The following is a 7,029-nucleotide window of genomic DNA, read 5'->3' as shown; positions in this document are numbered from 1 at the left end:
AGGACGACCGGCATACCCATGGTCGGCGAGCGCAGCGGGCCGTTGGCGGGTACATTCCGCCGAGCACGGCTCGGCGCTACCGATGGCCGCCAGCCAGCCGCGTAATGAAGAAGAAAGAAAAGCGGTAGCGCCGAAGGCAGCGGCAGGAGCCGCGGCCAACGTCGCTTGCGACGGCCCGTAGGGTGCCGGTCAGGACGACTGGCATACCCATGGTCGGCGAGCGCAGCGGGCCGTTGGCGGGTACATTCCGCCGAGCGTGGCTCGGCGCTACCGATGGCCGTGGCGCGTTACGGCTTGATCTTGGAGTCCGCGCCCTGCGGCACGCTGTCGTGGTATCGACCGGTGCGCGAGTCAAACACGCGGTTCTGGCCGGCCGGCCGCACGCCTGGGATGATCCGCCCATCGCGGTCATACACCTTGGCCGGGGCGGTGCTGGTGGGGGGCGGCGCTATCTGGGCCGGTCCCGTGCTGCGGATCGGTCCGGCCGCCGGCGGTGGATTCATCAGGGGGCGCGGCGCTTGCACCGGGGACGGGGGCGATGGCTGCACCGGTCGCGGTGGCTGGGCAGGCACGGGCTGCGCCGCAGGCGGCGTCACCGTGGTCGCCCCGCGGGTGGAGGTCGGGCTGGACGGCGAGGCGATCTGCGCCAAGGCCAGGGTGGGCAGCAGCAGCGCGCCCAGCAACAACAATGATCGTTTCATGCCACGGCTCCCACACGGTGTGATCCCAGCCTGCACCCGGCCTTGTGTGCTGCCCATGAATGGTGCTGCCCATGAAGGGAGCCCGCGCTTGCATGCCGTCGGCGCCGGCCCCATCTGCAGACAGTCCCCCATGGAGATCCCGCATGAGCGCCTTCGACCTCACGCCCCCCAGCGACGCCCAACGCCAAGCGCTGGAAGCCAGCCTCAGCCCCGACGAGGCGCGCGTGCTGCTCCAGCACGGCACCGAAGCGCCCTTCTGCGGCGTGTTCCTGGACAACAAGCGGGACGGTGTCTACTGCTGCCGCCTGTGCGCCCTGCCGCTGTTCCGCTCCAACACCAAGTTCGACTCCGGTACGGGCTGGCCCAGCTTCTTTGCGCCTTTCGCCGCCGAACACGTGCATGAAATACGGGACATCAGCCACGGCATGATCCGCACGGAGATCACCTGTGCCCGCTGCGGCAGCCACTTGGGCCATGTGTTCCCGGATGGGCCGCCGCCCACGTTCGAGCGGCACTGCCTGAACTCCGTCTCACTTTCATTCACCGAGAATGGCGCCCCCTACGCCGATCCGCTCAAGCGCGGCGGTGCTGAGGCCCAGCCGGCCGGCTGATCACCTGACGGCACCAGAGCGGATGGATTTCACACATCCGCTCTTCAGAAAACCCGTGAACGCGCCGTAAAGGGAGATACCCCTGCTTCCTGCGTCGCGTCCATGCTCATCCTCATCGGCTTCCTCGTTGTCATCGCCAGCGTGCTCGGCGGCTATCTCGGCGCCCACGGTCGGCTGGGTGCCCTGTGGCAACCGTATGAGCTGGTCATCATCGGCGGTGCCGCCGTGGGCGCGTTCCTGGTGGGTACGCCGGCAAAGACGGTGAAGCAGACCCTGCTGGCCAGCGTGGCCGTGTTCAAGGGGCCGCGTTACAAGCGGCAGGATTACCTGGATGTGCTCAGCCTGGTCTACGAACTGCTCAACAAGGCGCGTCGCGAAGGCTTCATGTCGTTGGAAGACCACGTAGAGAAGCCCGGCGAAAGCCCGATCTTCGCGAACTACCCGAAGGTGCAGGCCGACCACCATCTGGTGGACTTCATCACCGACTGCCTGCGCCTGATGATCGGCAGCAACATCGAACCGCATGAACTGGAACCGCTGCTGGAGCTGGAGCTGGAGAAGCACCACGCCGAAGCCTTGGCGCCTTCGCAGGTCGTGACCAAGGTGGCCGACGGCCTGCCCGGCTTCGGCATCGTGGCCGCCGTGCTGGGCATCGTCATCACCATGGGCTCCATTGGTGGCCCGATCGAAGAAGTCGGCGCTCACGTAGCCGGCGCGCTGGTCGGCACCTTCCTGGGCATCCTGCTGGGCTATGGTTTCGTCGGCCCGATGGCAGCGGCCATGGAAGCGCGCGCCGAGCAGGACAGCCGTATCTATGAGTCCGTGAAGACCGCCCTGCTGGCCTGCCTGCGCGGCTACAACCCGAAGATCGCCCTGGAGTTCGCCCGCAAGACCCTGCCCTCTGATGTGCGCCCGGCCTTCTCGGAGTTCGAGCAGCACCTGAAGACGGTCAAATAAGCCATGTCGGACACCAAGCCCACCGTCATCGTTCGCCGGGTCAAGAAGCACGGCCACGCCGCGCATCATGGCGGCTCGTGGAAAGTGGCATACGCCGACTTCGTGACCGCGATGATGGCGTTCTTCCTCGTGCTGTGGCTGGTGGCGTCCACCAGCAAGCCCGAGCGCGGTGCCATTTCCGAGTACTTTCGCAACCCCAGTCCGTTGTCGGGCAAGAGCACCACGCCGGCTCCGGGCATGGCCGGGCCCGGCGGTGCCAGCACGTCGATGATCAAGCTGGGCGGCGCGGCCGACGTCAGCCGCGGCAACAGCAGCGACCCGTTCCAGAACCAGCGTGAAGCCATCCCGCAGGCCATTGATCGCCGCGAGCGCGAGAAACAGCAGCTGGAATCGCTGATGAAGGAACTGCAGGAGGCGATCAGCAAGAGCCAGGCCCTGGAACCCTTCAAGGACCAGTTGCTGCTCGACCTCACCCCGGAAGGGCTGCGCGTGCAGATCGTGGACAAGCAGAACCGGCCGATGTTCGATCTGGGTGGCTCGTCCCTGAAGGCGTACACCAGTACGATCCTGCATGAGCTGGCGACCTATCTGAACCACGTACCGAACCGGATCAGCCTGACCGGCCACACCGACACCACGGCGTACAGCAGCGTCCATGGCTATGGCAACTGGGAACTCAGCGCGGACCGCGCGAATGCCGCCCGTCGTGCGCTGGTGGACGGTGGCCTGGATGACAGCAAGGTCACCCGGGTGGTCGGCCTGGCCTCCTCGGTGTTGTTTGACAAGACCAACCCGCAGAATCCGATCAACCGCCGCATCAGCATCGTGGTGATGACCAAGGATGCGGAAGCCGCCGCGCTGTCCGGTGCCGGCACGCCGGTTGCGATGTCCGCCGCCGTGGCAGACCCCGATGTACAGGCCGCGCAGGCGCCCATCGAGGTCGGCGACGCCGCTCCCTGACCGCGCAGGGCATGCCCCTGCGCTCGCTGCCCCGGGCCCTTACAATGGGGGCCTCCTTTTTTGCAGGTAGCCGCATCATGTCCAAGCTGTCCAAGTCCAAGCGCGACAAGCGCAAGAAGCAGCAGCCGAAGCGCCCGTTCGCCCGCCTGAGCGATCAGCAGCAGGTGCAGAACCACGCCGTGCTGACCAATGAAGAAGGCCAGGTCGTGGCCGCGATTGGCCTGCAGGGCCGCCAGTGGCTGCTGTCGATCGGTGGCCAGACGATGGGCAACGCGGACGACCCGATGCCGATGCTGGCCATGCTCAAGCATCTGGCGAACGTGCAGGGCAAGGAAGGCCGCAAGGTCGACCTGCAGTACTCCGATGGCCTGGGCGAGCTGATCAAGGTGATGGCGGCCGAGAAGGACCTGGACGCTGACGCTTACCTGGATGAGCTGGCTGCCGAGTTCGATACCATCGACGCGGAAGACGCAGCGACCGAAGCCACCGCTGACACCGATGCGGACGCAGCTGCAGCCGACGCATCGACCGATGCCGTCGACGTCGAGGCTGACGCCGCTGCCGACGCCGACGACAAGCCGAAGGCCTGAGGCCTGGCGGAATCACGGTGACGGTCTACGTCGACGACGCAGTACAGGCCTGGCGCGGACAGCGCTGGGCACACCTGATGGCCGACACCTTGCCCGAGCTGCACGCCATGGCGGCGCGGCTCGGCATGCCCCGCCGCGCGTTCCAGAACAAAGCCAGTGGGGCGCATTACGATGTCAGCGCGCCGATGCGCGTGCAGGCCATCGCCCTCGGGGCGATGCCGATCTCCCGGCACACCGATCGTGCGCGGATGAAGGCGGTGATCGCCAACGCCCGCGCGCAGTACCAGCCCGACTGACCCGCGTCAGAACGGGTCGCTGCCCAACCGCACTTCCACGTTCATCAGCGAGCACAGCGCCAGCATCGCGTCGTCATCGCGGGTCAGCGCCATCCAGCCGGTGAAGCCTTCGCTGCCGGCATCCACGCTCCACAGCGTGTAGTTGCGTTCGCGTAGCCGATCGAACGCGGTGGACATCAGCTGCGCGCCGTCCAGGTCCGCCGTGAAATCCTCATCGTCCAGGTCGCCGCCCCACTCCACCTGCAGGTTGAACCGTGCAGACAGCTCGTTGACGGCCGACATCAGCGATTCCAGATCGTCGCGCTCCACCTCGAAGCCACTCTGCCAGCCGATCGCCCCGAACAGCGGCGGCAGCCAGTCGCTGTCGGCCTCCATCGGCTCGCCCTGCTCGGCCAGCAGCTCGCGGAAGCGGTTGAACTGCTGCAGCGCAAGCTCTTCGTCGCCCGGGTTGATCAGCACCAGCAGGTTCCACGCACGTGCCTCGAAGTCGGCCTCGTCGAAGTCGTGCTCTTCTTCCTGGAAGTCGAAATAATCGCTGTTGTCGGGCATGGGCGTGTTCCTGGGATGCGTGGTGCGTGGCCTGCATTCTGAGGCCTGGCGGCTCGAGCCGGAAGCACCGGGATTGGGCCACGCCGCCGGGCCGGGTATCCTTTACCGCATGAAGCCGGCCGTGTTGGCCGCCACAGTGAATCCTGCAATGAGCGATACGCCTCCCGACCACCTGGCCATCAACCCGGCCAGCCCCCATCACGACGCCCAGGCGCTGGAGCGCGGCGTCGGCGTGCGTTTCAACGATGTCGAGCGCACCGACGTTGAAGAGTATTCGGTCAGCGAAGGCTGGATCCGCGTGCAGGCCGGCAAGGCCCGTGACCGCCGCGGCAACCCGATGACCCTGAAGATCAAAGGCAAGGTCGACGTGCGCTTCCTGGACCTGAAGCCGCAGGGCTGAGCGTCGCGGTCATGGGGGGGGGGGCGACGGGGTAGAGCCGACTGGGTAGAGCCGACTTCAGTCGGCTGCTCTACTGCAGGCACATGGTGGCTAGAGCCGGCTGGGTAGAGCCGACTTCAGTCGGCTGTTCTACCGCAGGCAATCGGCAACACCAGCCGGCTGAAGCCGGCTCTACCAAAGGCAGCGGCGACCAGCGCAACACCAGCCGGCTGAAGCCGGCTCTACCAAAGGCAGCGGCGGCCGGGGCCGATCATTCCCGCTGCCGGGATTCCAGCAGGTCCAGGTTGCGGATCAGCTTGCGTGAGATCTCGTCGGAGATCACCCCGCGCCGGGTCAGCCGGAACAGTTCTTCGCGCTCGGCGACCAAGCCGGCACTGCGCAGCTGGCGGTAGCCGCGCTCCATGCGCCGCACCTTCTCCGGATCGACATCGGGGCCGTTCTCTTTTTCCAGATTGCGCTGGTACAGCAGGCTCACCCGCGACGCCGCGTCGTTGTACAGCTGCACGTTCTCGGTGGTCTGCTTCAGCACCAGCTGCTGCCGCATCCGCTCCACCCCGGCCAGCGCCGCCTTCGAAGCCAGCTTGCGGGCCACGTCCTCTTCCTTGCGCTCACCCGAATCGGCCGGCAACTGCAGCCCTTTCAACAGCTGCGGCAGCGCCACGCTGGCTCCGATCAGCGAGAACAGGATCACCGCGGCGGCCAGGAAGATCACCAGGTCACGTGCCGGGAACGGATCACCGCTGGGCAGGAACAAGGGCAGGGTCAGCACGCCGGCCAGGGTGATCGCGCCGCGCACGCCGGCCACCGAGGTCGCCACCACGATGCGCCAGCCGGGCGCTTCGCCCTGCTTCTGCCCGCGACGGCGCGCACGCAGCAGGTTCCATCGTAGCGACAGCCATACCCACAACAGGCGCAGCAGGATCAGCGCAAGGTTGATCACCAGCACATATACCGCCAGCCACCACGGATTCTGGTGGCCGCTCTCGCCCATGGTGGCGATGGCACGCTCCACGATGCCCGGCAGCTGTTCGCCCAGCAGTACGAACATGATGCCGTTGAAGGTGAACTGCAGCATGTTCCACACTGCCGAACGCTGCACCCGCATGCTGCCCGATACGCGGCCCGTCAGCTCTACGTAGCTCATGGTGATGCCGGCGGCCACCGCAGCGAGGATGCCCGAGGCGTTGATCTCTTCGGCCAGCAGGTAGGCTGCGAACGGGATCAGCAGGTTGACCAGCATCGCCGCGCCCGGCTCTTCGCCGAAGCGCCGCCACAACCAGCGCTGGAAGGTGGATACCCCGAAGGTCACCGCGACACCCACGGCCAGGCCGGCCACGGCCACCCACAGGAAGGTCAGCGACGCGGTCGCCAGCGAGAAGCTGCCGGTCATCACCGCGGCCACGGCAAAGCGGAAGCAGACCAGGCCCGAGGCATCGTTGAGCAGCGATTCGCCCTCCAGGATGTGCATCAGCCGCTTGGGAATGGGTGCCTTCGAGGCGATCGCACCGACCGCCACCGGGTCGGTCGGCGAGATGATCGCCGCCAATGCGAAGCACACGGCCAGCGGCATCACCGGGATCATCCAGTGGATCAGCAGGCCGGCCCCGAGCACGGTGAACACCACCAGGCCGAAGGCCAACTCCAGGATCGCGCCCTTGTCGCGGAACAAGCCCTGCTTGGGAATGCGCCAGCCGTCGAGGAACAGCAACGGCGGCAGGAACAGCAGGAAGAACATGTCCGGGTCGAGGTCATGGCCGCGGTTGAACACCCCGGCAATCACCGCGCCCAGCGCGATCTGCACCAGCGGCAACGGCAGCGAAAACGGCAGGACCCGGACGAGGTAGCCGCTGGCGACTACCGCGACCAGCATCGCCAGTACGACTTCAATGGTATGCATGCATCATCCAGATGACGGCGCGGGGCGAGGGATGGCCGACAGGCCAAGCGCCACTAACGCGAAAAAAC

At 66.6% G+C, this 7,029-nt stretch carries 9 protein-coding genes; 6 read left to right on the top strand and 3 right to left on the bottom strand.

The annotated features are described in order from the left end of the window. Positions 1–287: 287 nt before the first annotated feature. Entirely contained in the window at positions 288–701 is a 414-nt protein-coding gene (locus IFT58_RS16000; protein ID WP_192096080.1) for a classical arabinogalactan protein 4, read from the bottom strand. Between the two features lie 143 nt (positions 702–844). Between IFT58_RS16000 and msrB the strand changes: the two genes are divergently transcribed. From msrB to IFT58_RS15975, 5 genes are all read left to right on the top strand, one after another. Then, a complete protein-coding gene (gene msrB, locus IFT58_RS15995) occupies positions 845–1,312 on the top strand; it encodes a peptide-methionine (R)-S-oxide reductase MsrB (protein ID WP_192081093.1) in 468 nt (155 codons plus the stop codon). A 102-nt stretch (positions 1,313–1,414) separates the two neighbouring features. Beyond that, positions 1,415–2,269, top strand: coding sequence for a flagellar motor stator protein MotA (gene motA, locus IFT58_RS15990; RefSeq protein WP_192081092.1), 855 nt, complete (start codon positions 1,415–1,417; stop codon positions 2,267–2,269). Between the two features lie 3 nt (positions 2,270–2,272). Beyond that, positions 2,273–3,229, top strand: coding sequence for a flagellar motor protein MotB (gene motB, locus IFT58_RS15985; RefSeq protein WP_192096078.1), 957 nt, complete (start codon positions 2,273–2,275; stop codon positions 3,227–3,229). Positions 3,230–3,306: 77 nt separating this feature from the next. After that, positions 3,307–3,819 (top strand): hypothetical protein, encoded by a 513-nt coding sequence (locus IFT58_RS15980; RefSeq protein WP_192096076.1) that lies wholly within the window; start codon positions 3,307–3,309, stop codon positions 3,817–3,819. A gap of 17 nt (positions 3,820–3,836) precedes the next feature. Next, positions 3,837–4,115: a DUF4031 domain-containing protein gene (locus tag IFT58_RS15975; RefSeq protein WP_192096074.1), complete on the top strand. Its 279-nt coding sequence runs from the start codon at positions 3,837–3,839 to the stop codon at positions 4,113–4,115. 6 nt (positions 4,116–4,121) lie between these two features. On the opposite strand, the gene IFT58_RS15970 is transcribed toward IFT58_RS15975, so the two are convergent. Beyond that, positions 4,122–4,664, bottom strand: coding sequence for a hypothetical protein (locus tag IFT58_RS15970; protein ID WP_188325935.1), 543 nt, complete (start codon positions 4,662–4,664; stop codon positions 4,122–4,124). A gap of 148 nt (positions 4,665–4,812) precedes the next feature. Between IFT58_RS15970 and IFT58_RS15965 the strand changes: the two genes are divergently transcribed. After that, a complete protein-coding gene (locus IFT58_RS15965; RefSeq protein ID WP_192096072.1) occupies positions 4,813–5,064 on the top strand; it encodes a DUF3297 family protein in 252 nt (83 codons plus the stop codon). Between the two features lie 250 nt (positions 5,065–5,314). On the opposite strand, the gene IFT58_RS15960 is transcribed toward IFT58_RS15965, so the two are convergent. After that, on the bottom strand, positions 5,315–6,961 hold the full coding sequence (locus IFT58_RS15960) for a Na+/H+ antiporter (protein ID WP_192096070.1): 1,647 nt from the start codon (positions 6,959–6,961) through the stop codon (positions 5,315–5,317). Positions 6,962–7,029: the final 68 nt, after the last annotated feature.

Source organism: Stenotrophomonas sp. CFBP 13718, from assembly GCF_014842145.1.
Taxonomy (GTDB): Bacteria; Pseudomonadota; Gammaproteobacteria; order Xanthomonadales; family Xanthomonadaceae; genus Stenotrophomonas.
This window is presented reverse-complemented; position numbering and strand designations above follow the sequence as displayed.

Bases quoted from the DNA above. Each gene is read 5' to 3' on its own strand.
- IFT58_RS15960 (WP_192096070.1), bottom strand. From the start codon at position 6,961: ATGCATACCATTGAAGTCGTACTGGCGATGCTGGTCGCGGTAGTCGCC.
- IFT58_RS16000 (WP_192096080.1), bottom strand. From the start codon at position 701: ATGAAACGATCATTGTTGTTGCTGGGCGCGCTGCTGCTGCCCACCCTG.
- IFT58_RS15970 (WP_188325935.1), bottom strand. From the start codon at position 4,664: ATGCCCGACAACAGCGATTATTTCGACTTCCAGGAAGAAGAGCACGAC.
- IFT58_RS15980 (WP_192096076.1), top strand. From the start codon at position 3,307: ATGTCCAAGCTGTCCAAGTCCAAGCGCGACAAGCGCAAGAAGCAGCAG.
- IFT58_RS15965 (WP_192096072.1), top strand. From the start codon at position 4,813: ATGAGCGATACGCCTCCCGACCACCTGGCCATCAACCCGGCCAGCCCC.
- motA (WP_192081092.1), top strand. From the start codon at position 1,415: ATGCTCATCCTCATCGGCTTCCTCGTTGTCATCGCCAGCGTGCTCGGC.
- motB (WP_192096078.1), top strand. From the start codon at position 2,273: ATGTCGGACACCAAGCCCACCGTCATCGTTCGCCGGGTCAAGAAGCAC.
- msrB (WP_192081093.1), top strand. From the start codon at position 845: ATGAGCGCCTTCGACCTCACGCCCCCCAGCGACGCCCAACGCCAAGCG.